15 protein-coding genes are annotated in these 16099 nt (G+C 70.8%); 7 read left to right on the top strand and 8 right to left on the bottom strand.

Going from position 1 to position 16099, the window contains the following annotated elements:
• Window positions 1-17 precede the first annotated feature (17 nt).
• The 5 genes from hpf to mtrA all read right to left on the bottom strand — a co-directional run bounded on the left by hpf (window position 18) and on the right by mtrA (window position 5705).
• Window positions 18-719 (bottom strand): ribosome hibernation-promoting factor, HPF/YfiA family, encoded by a 702-nt coding sequence (hpf, locus tag ABIC47_RS09445; protein ID WP_018190095.1) that lies wholly within the window; start codon window positions 717-719, stop codon window positions 18-20.
• Window positions 720-810: 91 nt separating this feature from the next.
• Window positions 811-1566 (bottom strand): ComF family protein, encoded by a 756-nt coding sequence (locus ABIC47_RS09440; RefSeq protein ID WP_354479715.1) that lies wholly within the window; start codon window positions 1564-1566, stop codon window positions 811-813.
• 99 nt (window positions 1567-1665) lie between these two features.
• Window positions 1666-3375: an LpqB family beta-propeller domain-containing protein gene (locus ABIC47_RS09435; protein ID WP_354479712.1), complete on the bottom strand. Its 1710-nt coding sequence runs from the start codon at window positions 3373-3375 to the stop codon at window positions 1666-1668.
• Window positions 3372-5006 carry an MtrAB system histidine kinase MtrB gene (mtrB, locus tag ABIC47_RS09430; protein ID WP_354479709.1) on the bottom strand — a complete coding sequence of 545 codons (1635 nt, stop codon included), beginning with the start codon at window positions 5004-5006 and terminating at the stop codon, window positions 3372-3374. Before mtrB ends, ABIC47_RS09435 begins: the two co-directional genes overlap by 4 nt.
• A gap of 15 nt (window positions 5007-5021) precedes the next feature.
• Window positions 5022-5705, bottom strand: a complete 684-nt coding sequence (gene mtrA, locus ABIC47_RS09425) for an MtrAB system response regulator MtrA (protein ID WP_018190091.1) — start codon at window positions 5703-5705, stop codon at window positions 5022-5024.
• Window positions 5706-5885: 180 nt separating this feature from the next.
• Between mtrA and ABIC47_RS09420 the strand changes: the two genes are divergently transcribed.
• Genes ABIC47_RS09420 through ABIC47_RS09400 form a run of 5 tightly spaced genes read left to right on the top strand, consistent with a single transcriptional unit; the run spans window position 5886 to window position 11464 of the window.
• Window positions 5886-7187, top strand: a complete 1302-nt coding sequence (locus ABIC47_RS09420) for a hypothetical protein (RefSeq protein WP_354479706.1) — start codon at window positions 5886-5888, stop codon at window positions 7185-7187.
• Window positions 7172-7831: a DUF4129 domain-containing protein gene (locus tag ABIC47_RS09415; protein ID WP_354479703.1), complete on the top strand. Its 660-nt coding sequence runs from the start codon at window positions 7172-7174 to the stop codon at window positions 7829-7831. Before ABIC47_RS09420 ends, ABIC47_RS09415 begins: the two co-directional genes overlap by 16 nt.
• On the top strand, window positions 7828-9120 hold the full coding sequence (locus ABIC47_RS09410; protein ID WP_354479700.1) for a DUF4350 domain-containing protein: 1293 nt from the start codon (window positions 7828-7830) through the stop codon (window positions 9118-9120). Before ABIC47_RS09415 ends, ABIC47_RS09410 begins: the two co-directional genes overlap by 4 nt.
• Window positions 9117-10124 carry an AAA family ATPase gene (locus tag ABIC47_RS09405; protein WP_018190087.1) on the top strand — a complete coding sequence of 336 codons (1008 nt, stop codon included), beginning with the start codon at window positions 9117-9119 and terminating at the stop codon, window positions 10122-10124. The genes ABIC47_RS09410 and ABIC47_RS09405 overlap by 4 nt, the downstream gene beginning before the upstream one ends.
• A gap of 8 nt (window positions 10125-10132) precedes the next feature.
• Window positions 10133-11464, top strand: a complete 1332-nt coding sequence (locus ABIC47_RS09400) for a DUF58 domain-containing protein (protein ID WP_354479697.1) — start codon at window positions 10133-10135, stop codon at window positions 11462-11464.
• A gap of 13 nt (window positions 11465-11477) precedes the next feature.
• Here ABIC47_RS09400 and ABIC47_RS09395 read toward each other — a convergent pair whose 3' ends face one another.
• Window positions 11478-12473: a stage II sporulation protein M gene (locus ABIC47_RS09395; protein WP_354479694.1), complete on the bottom strand. Its 996-nt coding sequence runs from the start codon at window positions 12471-12473 to the stop codon at window positions 11478-11480.
• 17 nt (window positions 12474-12490) lie between these two features.
• On the opposite strand from ABIC47_RS09395, the gene ABIC47_RS09390 reads away from it, so the two are divergent.
• Window positions 12491-13330, top strand: a complete 840-nt coding sequence (locus tag ABIC47_RS09390) for an RDD family protein (protein WP_020075398.1) — start codon at window positions 12491-12493, stop codon at window positions 13328-13330.
• A gap of 41 nt (window positions 13331-13371) precedes the next feature.
• Complete coding sequence (locus ABIC47_RS09385; protein ID WP_354479691.1) at window positions 13372-14052, top strand: cyclase family protein; 681 nt, start codon at window positions 13372-13374, stop codon at window positions 14050-14052.
• Between the two features lie 13 nt (window positions 14053-14065).
• On the opposite strand, the gene ABIC47_RS09380 is transcribed toward ABIC47_RS09385, so the two are convergent.
• Window positions 14066-14617, bottom strand: a complete 552-nt coding sequence (locus tag ABIC47_RS09380) for a GNAT family N-acetyltransferase (RefSeq protein WP_354479688.1) — start codon at window positions 14615-14617, stop codon at window positions 14066-14068.
• A complete protein-coding gene (ahcY, locus tag ABIC47_RS09375; protein WP_018190081.1) occupies window positions 14617-16095 on the bottom strand; it encodes an adenosylhomocysteinase in 1479 nt (492 codons plus the stop codon). The genes ABIC47_RS09380 and ahcY overlap by 1 nt, the downstream gene beginning before the upstream one ends.
• Window positions 16096-16099 lie beyond the last annotated feature (4 nt).

The raw sequence follows: 16099 nt of genomic DNA, 5'->3' as shown, positions 1-16099 counted from the left end.
CCGCGGATTCGCCGCGGTCAGCCGAGCTTGCGTGCCGCGGTCGCGACCTCCTGCAGCTCTTCGGCCGCCTCGTCGAGAGAGATCACGCCGTAGTCCCAGCCCTTGCGCCGGTAGACGACGCTCGGGCGCATGGTCTCTTGCTCGACGAACAGGTAGAAGTCGTGACCGACGAGCTCCATGTAATACAGTGCGTCGTCCACGGTCATCGGTACGGAGGCGAAGACCTTCTTCCGGATGACGACAGGGGAGTACTCCTCCTCGGCCTCCGATTTCTCCTCCGTCTCATCGGACACGGCGGGCAGTGCGCCGGTTCTCACCTGGTCCAGCACCGCGACGGGAGCCGCCGCGAGGCCGACCGCGCTGAAGCCGTCGGTGCTCGCCTCACGCAACGAGGTCGGTCTGTGCTGACCGCGATGGACCTTCCGTCGGTCCTTCGCCCTGCGCACCCGTTCGAGGAGCTTGCCGAGCGCGATGTCGAAGGCCGCGTACTTGTCCTGTCCGGTCGCCTCGGACCGCACGACCGCCTTCGGGCCGACGAGGGTCAGCTCGACCCGGTCGTCGCCGTTCTGGCTGCCCAGCTTCTCGTTGTGCCTGCTGACCTTGATCTCGAACGAGATCGCCCTTTCGGCCAGGTGCGCCACTTTCTCAGACTTCTCGGTGGCGTACTCCCGGAAGCGATCAGTGATACCCAGGTTGCGTCCGATGATGTTGATGTCCATGGAGACCTCCCTGTTCCGGCGTGACGACCGCCCGGATCACGAAGGGCGGATCGACCACACCTTTTCGACTACCGTAGTGCCGCCGACCTCATTAAGAAACCGGAAAACATACGGCATCCCCCCTGGGTCTTCTGGGTGCTCCCTGAAGACGTCCTCCGGCTCGGAGCGGCGTCCGCGCGATCGCTGCCGCACCCGCTACGCGGCCACCTGCCGCATGGATGGCTCTGGCCGCCTCGGCGATGGTCGCCCCGGAGGTGACGATGTCGTCCACGATCAGGCAGGTGCGGCCCGCCAACCCCTTCGAAGCCACGAAACTGCCCCGCCGGTTGCCGGATCGCTGCGCTGCATTCAGCCCTGCCTGGTCGGCCGTCTGACGCGACAGCCGGAGCGCTCGCCAGAGCGGCGGGACCAGGATGTGCGCACGGGCGAGCACCGAACGGCTCGGGTGGTAGCCCCTCCGGCGCCACGCGGACCGGGTGGAGGGAATGAGCACCGGCAGCAGCGCCGCACCGGCGACGGCAGCGCCTGCTGCATCACCGACTCCGCGGGCGGCCTGCCGTTGCGCCTCGGCCACCGCGGACCGCAGGGCACGCGCCAGCGCTCGCACCACATCCACTCGCCCGCCGTCTTTGTAGGCGAGGAGCACGCGTCGGGCGACGCCCTCGTAGCTGAGCGCCGACCAGACCGGGATGTCGCCGACGGCGTCGAGCCGAGTGACCGGACTCAACTCCGCTTCGCACTCGTCGCAGAGCGAGCGATCGGGGCGGCGGCAACCGGCGCATCGCACGGGGAGGACGATCGCGGCGGCGTCGAGCAGAGATTCACGGACCAGGGTGTGAGCTGTCATGGTTCGAGCATCCCGGTGATGCCGTGTCGGCCGACCTCCGACCACCCGATCTGTGGAGAACCCCCGCGTCGCCGAGGCTGTGAGCACGTGATGGTCGGCCTACGGCTGACCGAGCTGCACCGCCACGGCGCCCACCTTGTCCGTCTGCGCCTGCCAGCCCGTGCCGGTCGGCGCCAGAAGCGTGCCGTCCGCGCTGAGGACGACGTAGGGAGCCAGGCCCGACGCTCCGACGATCGCCCGCCCGCCGGCCGGGCCCGAGGTCGTCGTCTGCTCGCCGCCGACCGTCTGCTGCGCGATGCTGGTCGCTTCGCCGTTCGTCGAGCTGAGCACCGCGATGGTGAGATCGGAGGTCCAGGCAGCTGATCGCGGCTCCGACGTCGGCACCGCGAGCTCGACCGGTTCGGTGAGAGAAGTGGGCGACATGTTGCCCCCTCGCACGATCCCCGCGGCCATGAGCGAATAGCCGGTCTGGGTCCTGAGGAGCGCTGCGATCCGCGTGCCGTCCCGGGAGACCGCGAGCGAGAGGATGGCGGTCGCGTTCGGCCAGACGGCCGTAACGGCATGCGGCTCTGCGCCGGTCGCCGTGGCGACCTGGATGGCGTTCGGCGTGGCGGCGGGCACCGACCAGACCCAGCCGTCGGCGTCGAGCGACGGTCCGATGAGGCCGGGCCGCGCATCCACCCGCACTGGATCGCCGTTCTTGCGCACCGAGTACGCACCGGCCTGCGACAGCACAGCAGCCTGATCGTGCGAGGCGCTGAGGGTGATCGCCGAGGGGTGCAGCGACGCGACCTTGTCGCTGAGGCCGCTCAACGCGCTCACGGTGTCGCCGTTGAGCGGGCCGAACACGTCTCCGCGGTCCACGAACGGATGCGAGTCGACGGACGGATTCCGGATGGGCAGAGCGGCGGCACTGAGCGACGGGACCTGCTGGACATTGCCCTCGATCGACAGCTGGACGCTCTGAGCCAGACTGCCGAGGGACTGCTCCAGCTGGAACTGCATACGCTGCAGCTGGGTGGGATCGGCCTGGGCCGCCTCCGAGCTGAGGTCGACCCTCGCCACTCCGCCCGCGGTCGTCACCGAGGGCACGGCGAGTTGGGTCCCCTTCGGGAACGCGGTCGTCACCGCCCCCGTCAGCCACGGCGCAGGGCCGGCGAGCAGGGAGCTCGCGACGCGTGTCGCGGCCGATGCCACCCGCGCCGGGAACCAGCGCGCGTCCGGGACGAGGTAGGCGTAGCCGGGACTGAAGAAGTACAGGGTCTGCTGCGTGTAGACGGCCCGGAACGTGGGATCGTCGATCACCACGCCGTTCGGAGCGACGGAGATGCGCCACTCCCCGTTCTCCTTGACCAGCTGGTAGTTCAGGCCGACCGGGGCCGTGCTCCCTACGGGGTGGAACGCACCGACGGCGTCGATGTTCGCGACGGGGGTCACATCCACGCGCCACAGCGTGCCCTGATCGTCGTAGCTGCGGTTGCGCCCGTCGTCGACGGTGACCGACTCGTCCGGGTTCCAGTTGGCCGCCATGGACCGGGTCAGGTACTCGCGGGCGATGGCGAAGTTGTTCTTCGGGCTCGAGGCGGCATCGATGAAGCCCTGCACGATGCGCTGCTGGGTCGCGCCCTTCTCGGGCGGCGACGGGTTGAAGTCCAGGTCGAGCGGGTCGTTGACCTGCGCCACCGGCGCTCCCTGACGCACCGGGCCGGAGTCCGGGATGCTCGCGCACGCGGCGAGCGCCACCAGCACCAGTGCCGTCGCCGACGCCACCGCGGCACGCACGCCCCATGACCGCCTGCGCCCGTTCATGCGTGGGCCTCGCTCCCGGTCGTGGCCGGGTTCGCCGCCGGCATGGTCGCACCGGCGTCCACCGGGGGAAGAGGCAGGGGCGACGCGGTGATCTCGCGTCCGACGACGCGCGGAAGGGTCAGCCGGAAGCACGAGCCCGCTCCCGGTGCCGACCAGACCTGCAGCCAACCGGAGTGCAGCGTCGCGTCCTCCAGCGAGATCGCGAGTCCGAGACCGGTGCCGCCGAGGGTCCGCTTGCGCGACGGGTCGGCCCGCCAGAACCGGTCGAACACGTGCCCCGTGTCCTGCGGGCTCATCCCGATGCCGTAATCGCGCACGGTGAGGGCGACCGCGCTCTCGTTGCTGTCGACCATGATGACGACCGGGCGTCCCTCACCGTGCTCGATCGCGTTGCCGATCAGATTGCGCACGACGCGGCGGATGCGGCGGGGGTCCATCGGCACGTCGAAGTAGCCGCCGGGTGCGTCGAGGGTCAGTTCGGATCCGTTCTGCTCGGCGAGCGTCCTGAGCTCGTCGACGCAGTCCTCAGCCAGCCGCACCAGGTTGGTCGGCTCGGCGTCGAGCACGACCGACCCGGCGTCGTACCGGCTGATCTCGAGCAGGTCGGAGAGCAGGCGGTCGAACCGCTCGATCTGGGTGTGCAGCAGCTCGGCCGTCCGGGCGGTGGCCGGGGCGAACCCCTCCCGCTGGTCGAAGATGACGTCACCGGCCAGCCGGATGGTCGTCAGCGGGGTGCGCAGCTCGTGCGACACGTCCGAGACGAACCGCTGCTGAAGTTGCGACAGCGTCGCCAGCTGGTTGATCTGGCTCTGGAGGCTGTCGGCCATCCCGTTGAACGACCGCGCCAGGGTCGCGAACACGTCCTCCCCGCGCTCCGGGATGCGGACGGCCAGGTCACCGGCGGCGAGCCGCTCGCTGGTGCGCGCTGCGACGCGGATCGGCTCGACCACGAACCGAACGATCACCCAGGTGATGGCGCCGATGAGCAGGATGAGGGCGAGGCCGGCCAGCAGCAGCGTGTTCTGCACGAAGAGCAGCGTGTTCTCCGAGTCGCGCAGGTTGTAGCCGATGTAGAGCTCGTATTTGCCGTACGACGGCAGTGTGAGCTGGGATCCGACCACGATCCCCGGGTCTGTGTCGCCCGCGGCGGGCAGAGCGACCGACTGGTAGTACTGCTTCGATCCGCCGTTCTGCACCTTCTCGCGTAGTTCGGGCGAGATGACCGAGTTCATGGCCGGGCTCCCGCGGTCGGGAGGGGCGAGGATGCCGGTGTCCTGCCCGGGCACGCGGTATGCCGCGACGAGGCGGCTCGAGGTCGAGGCCTGCACGCTCTGCAGGACGGTGTTGAGCAGATTCTTGCCCGCATCCCCCGACGACACGTCGGAGGCGTTCAGAGTCGACTGCGCGGTGGTGGTCGCGCGACTGGAATCGCGGAGCGCCTGGTCGAGCCGCGACTGGTACAGGTCGTTGCTGATGCTCAGCGACATGTACACGCCGGTGACGAGGATGGCGACGCCGGTGAGCAGCAGCGTGATGGCGACGGTCCGCAATTGCAGCGAACTGCGCCACAGGCGCGCGAGACGGGTGGGCGCCTGGCGCCACCAGTCCCGAGTCGGCCACCGCGCGCCCATTCGTGGCTCCGGTCGCTAGGCCGCAGCGCCGGCGCGGTAGCCGACGCCGCGCACGGTCATGACGATCTTCGGGTTGTCCGGATCCTGCTCCACCTTGGCGCGGAGGCGCTGCACGTGCACGTTCACCAGACGCGTGTCCGCCTTGTAGTGGTAGCCCCAGACCTGCTCCAGCAGCATCTCGCGCGTGAAGACCTGCTGGGGCTTGGATGCGAGCGCGAGCAGGAGGTCGAACTCCAGCGGCGTGAGCGCGATGCGGGTGTCTCCGCGGCGCACCTCGTGCCCGGCGACATCGACGACCAGATCGCCGACGGTCAGCTCGTCGGTCGGCGGGGTGGCGGGCGCGGGCCGCAGCCTGGTGCGGATGCGGGCGACCAGCTCCTTCGGGTTGAAGGGCTTCACCATGTAGTCGTCGGCCCCGGACTCGAGCCCCTTCACGACGTCGGCGGTGTCGGACTTCGCGGTGAGCATGATGATCGGGGTGCCCGACTCTGCCCGGATGCGACCGCACACCTCGATGCCGTCGAGGCCGGGGAGCATCAGGTCGAGAAGGACGAGGTCGGGCTTGGACGACCGGAAGGTGTCCACTGCGAGGGATCCGTCTTCGCAGAAGACGGGGTCGAATCCCTCGGTGCGGAGGACGATGCCGATCATCTCCGCAAGCGCGGTGTCGTCGTCGACAACCAGGATGCGACTAGTCATGTGCGAAGTTCCCCGAACCCCTCTCGAGCGGCCTCTGGCCGTGAAGTGACATGACCAGCGTAATGGAGCAGTCTGCTACCAGCTTGAATGAAACCATTACGTGCCCTGTGGATGGGACAGCGCGCGCGGGAGCACTGTGCCAGCATGGGAGCAACGCACGGGGGGAACGAAAGGTACGGCGTGAGCGACGAACAGAACTGGCAGGCGCCCGGCTCGAACGGGTCTACGCCGGAGGGCGGGCCGCAGCAGCCACCGCAGTACGGGCAGCAGCAGCCGCAGTACGGGCAGTACGGGCAGCCGCAGTACGGGCAGTACGGGCAGCAGCCGGGATGGCAGCAGCCGCCGGCGGGCCAGCCCGGATGGCAGCAGGCCTACCCGCAGGGTGGCGCGCAGCCGGCATGGACTCCTCCGCCGAAGCCCGGTCTGATCCCGCTGCGGCCGCTGACGCTCGGTCCGCTCCTCGCGGCGCCCTTCCAGGCACTGCGTCGCAACCCGCGCATCACGGTCGGTTCGGCGTTGCTGCTGCAGGGCATCCCGTCCATCCTGGTCAGCGTCGTGCTCGCCGGCGGCATCGGGCTGCTGGCCGTCCGCGTCTTCTCGGGCGAGGCCCAAGACCAGCCGGCGCTCCGGGCGGGCCTCGTCGGAGGCGCGATCCTGCTCGGCGTGCTCTCCCTCGTCATCTCGACGGTTTTCAGCGCCCTGCTGCAGGGGGTGATCGTCGGCGACGTCGCCCGCGAGTCCCTGGGCGACAAGCTGACGTTCCGTGCGCTATGGCAGCTGGTGCGCGGTCGGATCGGGGCCTTGATCGGCTGGACGCTGCTCTATGCCCTCGCCTGGATCGTCGCGATCGCCCTGGTGGTCGCCGTCGTGGTCGCGCTGGGTGCCCTGGGCGGCTCCGCCGGCGCCATCGGAGCCGTGCTCGTCGGCGTCGTCGGCGGCCTCGCCCTGATCCCGCTGGCCTTCTGGATCAACACCAAGCTCGCGATGGTGCCGAGCGTGATCGTGCTCGAACGCCTGCCGCTGACGCAGGCGGTCGCACGGTCGTGGCGCCTCACCACCGGCTACTTCTGGCGGACGCTGGGCATCATCCTGCTTGTGTGGGTGATCGTCTACGCCATCACGCGGACCGTCGCGATCCCCTTCGGCCTGATCGGCGGACTCGCAGGCGGGGTGTTCGCGCCGACGTCGGCGACCTCGGCGGATCCCATGCAGGAGGTCCTCGTCACGCAGCTGAGCGTCAATGTGCTCTCCAGCATCGTGACCTCGATCATCGGAGCGATCGGCAGCGTCATCCAGACGGCGGCCGTCGCCCTCCTCTACATCGACCTCCGTATGCGCAAGGAGGGACTCGACCTGCAGTTGGTGCGCTTCGTCGAGGGGCGGCAGACCGGTCAAGACCTGCCCGATCCCTATCTTCCGCAGGCGCAGCAACCGCAGCAGCACCAGCCTCCGCAGCCGCCCGCCGGGTGGCCGAACGCCTGACCGTGATCCGCTTCGACGTCCCGGTCGACCCCAGCTCGCCGGAAGCGCAGAACTGGCTGCGCGACGAACTGTCGCGCCCGGAATACCAGTCGGCGAAGCCGACGTGGTTCGATCTCGCCTCCAAAGCGGTGCAGGACTGGATCGGGTCGCTGTTCCAGGGCGCGGGCGGTGACGCCGCGCCCGTGCTGCTCCTGGTCGTCGTCGTGGTGATCGCCGGCCTGATCGTGGCCGCATTCTTCCTCTTCGGGCGGCCACGGATCAACCGCCGCTCCGCTCTCGATCGGCGCGCGTTGTTCGGAGCGGACGAGGCGCGCAGCGCCGCCGACCTGCGTGCATCCGCAGAACAGGCGGCACGTCAGGGCGACTGGGTGACCGCTGTCGAGGAGCAGTTCCGTGCGATCGCCGTCTCCCTCGACGAGCGCACACTCGTCCACGTGACGCCGGGAACGACGGCGAACGAGTTCGCCGTGCATGCCGCCCGGATCGCGACCGACGAGGGCGAAGCGCTTCGGCAGGCCGCCCGCGCGTTCGATGAGGTCCGCTACCTCGACCGACCCGGCACCGAGGCGGCGTACCAGCACCTCGTCGCGCTGGATCAGCGGCTCCAGCGCGTGCGCGTCGCCCTGCCGGCGGTGAACGCATGAGCGCACCGACACCCGTCCGAGGCCCGGAGACGGCCCAGCCCGAGACGACGCGCGACCGCCAGGCGACGCCACAGGCGGCGACGGCACAGACCCTGACGGTCCGGCAGACCGCACGCCGAGCGCTCCCCTGGATCGTGCTCGCCGTGATCGCCATCGTCATCGCCCTCGGCGGCGCGCTGCTCACCGGCGGACGCGTCGCGCCGGGCACGACGCTCGACGCGACCAACCCCGCGCCCGCCGGAGCGAAGGCCGTCGCGCAGGTCCTGCGCGGGCAGGGGGTGGATGTGCGGAACGTGTCGACACTCGACCGCGCCACGGCGGCCGCGGCGGACGGTGCCACCGTGCTGGTCTACGACCCGCTCGGCAACCTGACCTCGGACGGTTATCGCGCCCTGACCGGCGACGGACGGACGCTGGTCGTCGTCGAACCGGACTTCGAGGCGCTGCAGACCCTCGATCGCGATGTGACGGCGGCGGGCGCACCCCGCGGGCCCGCTCCCGCCGACTGCACGGTGCCGGCCGCAGAGCGCGCCGAGCGCATCGACCCGCGCACCACGTCCACGACGGAGGATGTCGTCGTCCCCGGGACCTTCCGGGTGGCCGACGATGCAGCCGCGTGCTTCTCGGACACCGGCGGTCGCGCCTCGCTCGTGCGCACCTCCTTCAACGCCTCACCCGTCTACCTGCTCGGGTCGGCCGCCGTGCTGACCAACGACGGCGTCGACCGCCTCGGCAACGCGGCGCTCGCCCTCAACCTCCTCGGCGGCCACAGCACTCTGGTCTGGTACCTGCCCTCCCTCGACGACCGCCCGGTCAGCGGACCACCGGACATCGCCGAGCTCACACCCGGGTGGGTGACCCCGGTGATGCTGCTGCTCGTCGTGGTGTTCATCGCGGCGGCCATCTGGCGCGGCCGCCGCTTCGGCCCGCTCGTCGTCGAGAGTCTGCCGGTGGTGGTGCGCGCCGGCGAGACCCGCGAAGGCAGGGCGCGGCTCTACCAGCGGTCGTCCGCCCGGCTCCGTGCGGTGGACGCTCTGCGCGTCGGCACCATCGGCCGACTCTCCGCCCTCGCGGGTCTGCCGAGTACGGCAACCGTGCCGGAGGTCGCCGACGCCGTCGCCGCGCTCACCCGCCGTGACCGGCTGGCCGTCCGCGACCTTCTGGTCGAGCGCATCCCCCAGACCGACCGCGACCTGATCGCGTTGTCCGACGAACTCGCGGAGCTCGAGAGAGCCACCGCATCCGCCGTTACGCCCTCCACGGGCCCGACCGGAAGAATGGATGAATGACAGACGTCACGACGGGGACGGCGTTCCCCTCCTCCCCCGGCGCACCCGCTGACGCGGCGCGCCTCCGCTCCGCCCTCTCCGCCGTGCGGACCGAGGTGGGCAAGGCGGTCGTCGGCCAGGACGGCGCGGTCACCGGGCTCATGATCGCTCTGCTGGCGCGCGGCCACGTGCTGCTGGAAGGCGTGCCGGGCGTGGCGAAGACCCTGCTGGTCCGCTCGCTCAGCCACGCGCTCAGCCTCGACACCAAGCGCGTGCAGTTCACCCCCGACCTGATGCCGGGCGATGTCACCGGATCTCTTGTCTACGACGCCCAGACCGGCGGTTTCGTGTTCCGAGAGGGCCCGGTGTTCACGAACATCCTGCTCGCGGACGAGATCAACCGGACGCCCCCGAAGACCCAGTCGGCCCTGCTCGAGGCCATGGAGGAGCGCCAGGTCAGCGTCGACGGCGTCAGCCGCCGCCTGCCGGACCCGTTCATCGTGGCGGCGACGCAGAACCCGATCGAGTACGAGGGCACGTACTCCCTGCCGGAGGCGCAGCTCGACCGCTTCCTGCTCAAGCTCACGCTCGACGTGCCCGAGCGGGACACCGAGGTGGAGGTGCTCCGCCGCCACGCCGCCGGTTTCAACCCGCGCGATCTGGCTGCCGCCGGGGTGACGCCGGTGCTCAGCGCCGCCGAGCTCCAGGCGGCCCGCGAGTCCGCCGCCCGCGTCGGCGCGAACGCCGACGTGCTGGCCTACATCGTCGACCTCGCGCGCGCGACCCGCCGCAGCCCCTCCGTCCGCCTCGGCGTGAGCCCGCGTGGCACCACTGCGCTGCTCGCCGCGGCCAAGGCCTGGGCGTGGCTCTCGGGCTACGACTCGATCACCCCGGACCACGTGCAGGCGATGCTCGTGCCGGTGTGGCGCCACCGCATCCAGCTCCGCCCCGAGGCCGAGCTCGAAGGAGTGGGCGCCGACGCGATCCTGCGGTCGATCGTGCAGCAGGTCCAGGTTCCGATCTAGGCCCCGCTGTGACCGTATCCGGACGTTTCGTCGCCCTGCTCGCGCTCGGCGTGCTTCCCGTCGTGCTGCTCGGCGGTGCGACGGGGATGGCGTACGCCGCGCTCGGCGGCTGGCTGCTGCTCTGCGTCATCCTCGGGCTGCTCGACCTCCTGCTGGCAGCGTCCCCGCGTACGGTCGCGGTCGAGCGCACCCTGCCCGGCCGGGTGCGTCTCGGCGCCGAGGCCGTCTCGGAGCTGTACGTGACGAACACCGGCCGACGGACGCTGCGCGGAACCGTCCGCGACGCCTGGGAGCCGTCGGCCGCCGCGGAACCGACGCGGACGAAGGTCGACATCCCCTCGGGCGAGCGGCGCCGGATCGTGGCGTCCCTGCGCCCGTGGCGTCGCGGCGAGCGTCGCGTGAGGAACGTGACCGTCCGGTCGTGGGGCCCTCTGCACCTGTGGGCGCGCCAGGCGACCCTCGACGCTCCCGGCCGCATCCGCGTGCTTCCGCCGTTCACCGCCAGAAAGCACCTGCCGTCCCGGTTGGCCCGGCTGCGCGAGCTCGAGGGCAGCACGAGCGTCCTCCTCCGTGGCCAGGGCACGGAGTTCGACTCGCTGCGCGAGTACGTGCGCGGCGATGACGTGCGCTCCATCGACTGGCGAGCCACCGCACGGCGGCACGACCCCAACGGCGGACACGGCGCACGCGTCATGGTGCGGACGTGGCGCCCCGAGCGCGACCGCCGCGTCATCGTCGTGATCGACTCCGGCCGGACCTCCGCCGCTCGGGTGGCCGACGAGCCGCGCATCGACACCGCGTTCGAGTCGGCGCTGCTCCTCGCAGCCCTCGCCACCCGCGCGGGCGACCGCGTCGACATGGTCGCCTACGACCGCATGGTGCGCGGTCGCGTGCAGGGCGCGACGGGTCCGGAGCTGCTCTCACGGATGGTGGATGCGATGGCCGGCATCGAGCCGGCCCTGATCGAGATGGACTGGTCCGCCATCCCGGCACAGGTCTCCGCCCTGACCTCGCAGCGCTCACTGGTCGTGCTGCTCACCTCGATCGAGTCCCCGGGGGGCTCGCGGGGGCTGCTCTCGGTTCTCCCGCAGCTCACGGCGAAGCACCTGGTCGTCGTGGCCAGCGTCACGGATCCGGACACACTTGCGGCCACCAGCGAGCGCCATGACCGCACCGAGGTGTACCGCGCCGCTGCGGCGGAGCGTTCGCTGCTCGATCTCAGCCGGGTCGCCGCGGCGGTGAAGCGCCTCGGCGGCGACGTCGTGACGGGTTCGCCGGCCGATCTGCCGCCCGCACTGGCTGACCGCTATCTGGCCCTGAAGGCGGCCGGCCGGCTCTGAAACGCGACCGTCGTCAGGCGGCGACGATGCGGCGCGCGCCCGCCTCGAACTCCTCGAGGTCGCCGGTCTCCCCCGCGCGCACCGCGCGCCGGCCGAGCACCAGCATGTACGCGAGGAACGCCGCGAGTGCGAGCGCGCCGATGCTGATCTTCGCCCACACGGGCAGGCCGGACGGCGTCACGAAGCCTTCGATGAGCCCCGAGACGAACAGCGAGATCGCGCAGCCGACGGCGACCGTGAAGAGGGCCCGACCGTCCTCGGCCAGCGCCTGTCCGCGCGTCCGCGCCCCCGGGGCGATCCACGCCCAGAAGATGCGGAGCCCGGCCGCGGCCGCCACGAAGACGCTCGTGAGCTCGAGCATGCCGTGCGGCAGGATGTACGAGAACATCACGTCGCCACGCCCGTAGGCGAACATCACTCCCGCCGCCGTGCCGACGCCCACGGCGTTCTGGATGAGCACGTAGGGCACGTACAGCCCGGTGATGCCGAAGGCGATGCACTGGGCGGCGATCCAGGCGTTGTTCGTCCACACCTGCCCGGCGAACGACGCCGCCGGGTTGTTGGAGTAGTAGTCGATGAAGTCGTGCTCGACGTACTTACGGAGGTTCGCGTCGTCGCCCAGGTTGCGGAGCACATCCGGGTTGCCGGTGATCCACAGGGCGTACAGGGTCGCGATCACGATCGTGGCGACTGCCACCGCGAGCACGATCCACCGCAGCCGGTACAGCGCGGCGGGCAGCTGGAGCACGAAGAAGCGGGGCAGCTGCGTGAACAGGTTGGCTCCGGCGCCGGTGAAGCGCAGCCGCGCGGAGGAGAGCGCGAGCGACAGCCGGTCGCCCGCGGCCGTCGCGCCGGCACTCGTCTGAATGGCCGACAAGTCGGCCGCTCCCGACTGGTAGAGATCGATCAAGCGATCCGCCTCAGGGCCGTCGAGGCGTCGCTTCGACGCCAACCGGGAGAGTTCCTCCCAGTCGGCGCTGCGCGCGGCGGTGTAGGCGTCGAGGTCCATCTGCTTAGATGATATCTATGATGCAGGCCGGGGCGGGGAACGTGTCCCAGGACGACCGCGAACTGGTCACGGGTGAGGCCGTCGCACTCGACGTGAAGCCCGCCAGTTACATCCTCCGGGCCGCCGGCACCATCATCGACTGGCTCACGTACCTGCTCGTCATGTTCGGGTGCATCATGCTTCTCGTCTCCACGGGCAGCGGGCTGGATGAGGCCCTCGCGCGGGCGCTGATCATCCTCATCCTGGTGTTCGGGATGGTGATCCTACCCACCACGGTCGAGCTGCTGTCGCATGGCCGATCCCTCGGCAAGCTGGCGGTCGGGGCACGGATCGTCCGCGACGACGGCGGGGCCACCGGGTTCCGCCACGCGTTCATCCGCGCCCTGGTCGGCGTGCTCGAGATCTTCCTGACGTTCGGGTCGATCGCAGCACTGACCGGCCTCCTCAACAGCCGCTCCAAGCGCCTCGGCGACCTCCTCGCGGGCACGTACAGCCAGCTCGTCCGTGTGCCGCGGCCGACACCGCTCCCCCTCTACCTCGCGCCGCACCTGAGTGCCTGGGCGGCGACCGCGGATGTCGCCCGCCTGCCCGACCGGTTGTCGCGCCGCATCGCCCAGTTCGTCCGCCAGGCGCCCGATCTGACCCCTGCGGCTCGTCACGGGCTCAGCACCGAGCTCGCCCGCGAGGCCGCGCCGTACGTCTCTCCCCTGCCCCCGGTCGATGCCGAGACCTTCCTCGTCGCGGTCGCCGTGCTGCGCCGCGACCGCGATGCCCGCGGGCTGGCGCTCGAGAAGCAGCGTCTCGACCGGCTGGACCCGGTACTCGGCGCCCTCCCCCACGGTTTCCCGGACCGCTGACCGCGCGCCCCGTCGCCGCCCGCCCACCGACTGGAGACGCCATGACGCACCGCCGCCGCATCGTCGACCTCAGCCACCGCATCCACGCGGGTCTGGTGACGTATCCCGGCCTGCCGGCGCCGACGATCCAGCCGCACCTGACGCGCGAGGCGTCCCGGTCCGTGTACACCGCGGGGACCGAGTTCGCGATGGATGTCATCACCATGATCGGCAACACGGGCACCTACCTGGACAGCCCCTTCCACCGCTATGCCGACGGTCCAGATCTCGCCGGCCTCGACCTCGACACTCTCGTCGGTCTGCCGGCGGAGGTCGTCCACCTGACCGGGCGGGAGGAACGCGGCATCCCGGCGTCCGCGCTGGAGGGCCGAGCGGACCCGGGTTCCGCGGTGCTGCTGCGCACCGGCTGGGATGCGCACTTCGGGACGCCCGCGTACGCCGCCGGAGCGCCCTTCCTCACCGAGGAGGGCGCACGGTTGCTCGCCGATGCCGGTGTCTCGCTCGTCGGCATCGATTCGCTCAACATCGACGACACGGAGTCGGGCGGCAGCCGGCCGGCGCACAGCATCCTGCTCGCCGCGGGCATCCACGTCGTCGAGCACCTCACCGGGCTGGGCGCGCTTCCGGAGCGCGGAGCCCTGTTCACGGCGGCGCCGCCCGCGGTCGAAGGGTTCGGTACCTTCCCCGTGCGGGCCTTCGCGGAGCTGCCGACGGCCGAGTGACGCGCGAGCGCGTTCAGTCGTGCAGGATGCGCTGGAACAGGACGTGGTCCTGCCAGCGGCCCGCGATCTTGAGGTAGTTCGGGGCGACCCCGATCCGCTCGAATCCGGCGCGGGTCAGGACGGACTGCGAGGCGTGGTTGGCGAGCAGCGTCGCCGCCTGGATGCGGTGCAAGCCGTACTCGTCCCGCGCCGCATCGATGAGCGCACCGAGCGCCGCAGAGGCGAGCCCTCGGCCCACGTGGTCGCGGTCGAGCCAGTAGCCGACATTCGCCGACTGGAACGCGCCGCGGACGAGGTGGCTGAGCGTGACACCGCCGGCGATCTGGTCGCCGTCGGCGATCACGAGCGGGAGGGCCGCATCCACATCGCGCAGGGCCAGCAGTTCACGGGTCTGCGCGAGCTGCCCGGCCTCCGTGAAGAAGTCCTCGGTGCGGGTCGGGTCCCACGGGGCCAGGTGCCCGCGATTGCGCTGGTAGGCGGCGGCGAGCGCCTCGGCGTCCTGCTCTCTCCGCACCCGGAGGATCAGGCCGCCGGGGAGCTCCCGGTCGGCGAAGTGGAGGGCCATCAGTAGCGGTAGTGGTCGACCTTGTAGGGACCGTCGACCGGCACGCCGATGTAGGCGGCCTGCTCGTCGGTGAGCGTCGTCAGCTCGACGCCGAGGGCGTCGAGGTGCAGGCGCGCGACCTTCTCGTCGAGGTGCTTGGGGAGCACGTACACGCCGATCGGGTAGTTCTCCGGCGACACGTACAGCTCGAGCTGTGCGAGCACCTGGTTGGTGAACGAGTTGCTCATGACGAAGCTGGGGTGGCCGGTGGCGTTCCCGAGGTTCATCAGACGACCCTCCGAGAGCACCAGGATGCTGCGACCGGTCGGCAGGCGCCACTCGTGCACCTGGGGCTTGATCTCCACCTTCTCGGCACCGGGCAGCGCCTCCAGCGACGCCATGTCGATCTCGTTGTCGAAGTGGCCGACGTTGGCGACGATGGCGAGGTGCTTGAGGCCGAGCAGGTGGTCGAGGGTGACCACGTTGACGTTGCCCGTCCCGGTGATGAGGATGTCGACCTGGTCGATCACCGACTCGAGCCGGGCGACCTGGTAGCCGTCCATCGCCGCCTGCAGCGCGTTGATCGGGTCGACCTCGCTGACGATGACGCGGGCGCCCTGGCCGCGGAGCGCTTCCGCCGCGCCCTTGCCCACGTCGCCGTAGCCGGCGACGAACGCGACCTTGCCGCCGATGAGGACGTCGGTCGCGCGGTTCAGGCCGTCCGGGAGGGAGTGGCGGATGCCGTACTTGTTGTCGAACTTGCTCTTGGTGACCGAGTCGTTGACGTTGATCGCCGGGAACAGAAGCTGGCCTTCCTTGGCCAGCTCGTACAGGCGGTGCACGCCCGTGGTGGTCTCCTCGGTGACGCCGAGGATGTCGGCGGCGATGCGGGTCCAGCGGTCGGTGGAAGCGGCGAGCGACTCGCGCAGAGCCGCCAGGATGACACGGTACTCGTGGCTGTCGGACGCGGCGTCCTCCGGCACGGCTCCCGCGAGCTCGAACTCGCGGCCCTTGTGAACGAGCAGGGTCGCGTCACCGCCGTCGTCGAGGATCAGGTTCGGGCCGAGGTAGTCGGCTCCGTCGGCGGCGGCCTCCGTCGACCAATCGAAGATCTGCTGGGTGCACCACCAGTACTCCTCCAGCGTCTCGCCCTTCCAGGCGAACACGGGGACGCCCGCGGGCGCCTCGGGCGTGCCGGTCGGACCGACGGCGATCGCGGCGGCCGCCTCGTCCTGCGTGGAGAAGATGTTGCAGCTGGCCCAGCGCACCCGGGCGCCGAGCGCGACCAGGGTCTCGATCAGCACGGCGGTCTGCACGGTCATGTGCAGGGAGCCGGCGATGCGCGCACCGGCGAGCGGCTTCGCGTCGCCGAACTCGGCCCGGAGGGCCATCAGCCCGGGCATCTCGTTCTCGGCGAGCCGGATCTGGTGCCGCCCGGCGGCGGCGAGGGAGAGGTCGGCGACCTTGAACGGCAGGGCGGTGGTGGCACTAGCAGGCATGGCC

Origin of the sequence: Leifsonia sp. 563 (genome assembly GCF_040545055.1) — a bacterium.
Classification (GTDB): Bacteria; Actinomycetota; Actinomycetes; order Actinomycetales; family Microbacteriaceae; genus Leifsonia.
The sequence above is the reverse complement of the archived record's forward strand: the minus strand, read 5'-3'. Positions and strand labels throughout refer to the sequence as shown.

Bases quoted from the DNA above. Each gene is read 5' to 3' on its own strand.
- hpf (WP_018190095.1), bottom strand. From the start codon at position 719: ATGGACATCAACATCATCGGACGCAACCTGGGTATCACTGATCGCTTC.
- ABIC47_RS09440 (WP_354479715.1), bottom strand. From the start codon at position 1,566: ATGACAGCTCACACCCTGGTCCGTGAATCTCTGCTCGACGCCGCCGCG.
- ABIC47_RS09435 (WP_354479712.1), bottom strand. From the start codon at position 3,375: ATGAACGGGCGCAGGCGGTCATGGGGCGTGCGTGCCGCGGTGGCGTCG.
- mtrB (WP_354479709.1), bottom strand. From the start codon at position 5,006: ATGGGCGCGCGGTGGCCGACTCGGGACTGGTGGCGCCAGGCGCCCACC.
- mtrA (WP_018190091.1), bottom strand. From the start codon at position 5,705: ATGACTAGTCGCATCCTGGTTGTCGACGACGACACCGCGCTTGCGGAG.
- ABIC47_RS09410 (WP_354479700.1), top strand. From the start codon at position 7,828: ATGAGCGCACCGACACCCGTCCGAGGCCCGGAGACGGCCCAGCCCGAG.
- ABIC47_RS09405 (WP_018190087.1), top strand. From the start codon at position 9,117: ATGACAGACGTCACGACGGGGACGGCGTTCCCCTCCTCCCCCGGCGCA.
- ABIC47_RS09395 (WP_354479694.1), bottom strand. From the start codon at position 12,473: ATGGACCTCGACGCCTACACCGCCGCGCGCAGCGCCGACTGGGAGGAA.
- ABIC47_RS09390 (WP_020075398.1), top strand. From the start codon at position 12,491: ATGATGCAGGCCGGGGCGGGGAACGTGTCCCAGGACGACCGCGAACTG.
- ABIC47_RS09385 (WP_354479691.1), top strand. From the start codon at position 13,372: ATGACGCACCGCCGCCGCATCGTCGACCTCAGCCACCGCATCCACGCG.
- ABIC47_RS09380 (WP_354479688.1), bottom strand. From the start codon at position 14,617: ATGGCCCTCCACTTCGCCGACCGGGAGCTCCCCGGCGGCCTGATCCTC.
- ahcY (WP_018190081.1), bottom strand. From the start codon at position 16,095: ATGCCTGCTAGTGCCACCACCGCCCTGCCGTTCAAGGTCGCCGACCTC.